Annotated in this window: 1 protein-coding gene; it reads right to left on the bottom strand. The window is 67.6% G+C overall.

Annotated features, from left to right (window positions below; all coding sequences use genetic code 11):
- A partial coding sequence (locus SQ11_RS16175) for an RNase adapter RapZ (protein ID WP_041515237.1) occupies nucleotides 1–244 on the bottom strand: 244 nt, incomplete at both ends.

Raw genomic sequence — 244 nt, 5'->3', positions numbered from 1 at the left:
CTGGCAGTCGACCTGGCGGCCACGCAGTTCCTCCAGCAGCTCGGGAAAGCGCTCGAGGGCGGCGGGCAGGTTGCGGGCATCGATGCTGACGGCGATCGAGGAGCGCAGCGAGCGGTCATCCTGCAGTTCATCGACCAGCGGGCCGAGCAGCATGGCCGGCAGGTTGTCGATGGCATAGTCGCCCAGGTCTTCCAGCGCCTGCAGCGCGATCGACTTGCCGGAGCCTGACCGGCCACTGATGATC

Source organism: Nitrosospira sp. NpAV, assembly GCF_000832065.1.
In the GTDB taxonomy this organism is placed as follows: Bacteria; Pseudomonadota; Gammaproteobacteria; order Burkholderiales; family Nitrosomonadaceae; genus Nitrosospira.
Note: the sequence above shows the minus strand (reverse complement) of the source record. Positions and strands in the feature narration are given on the sequence as shown.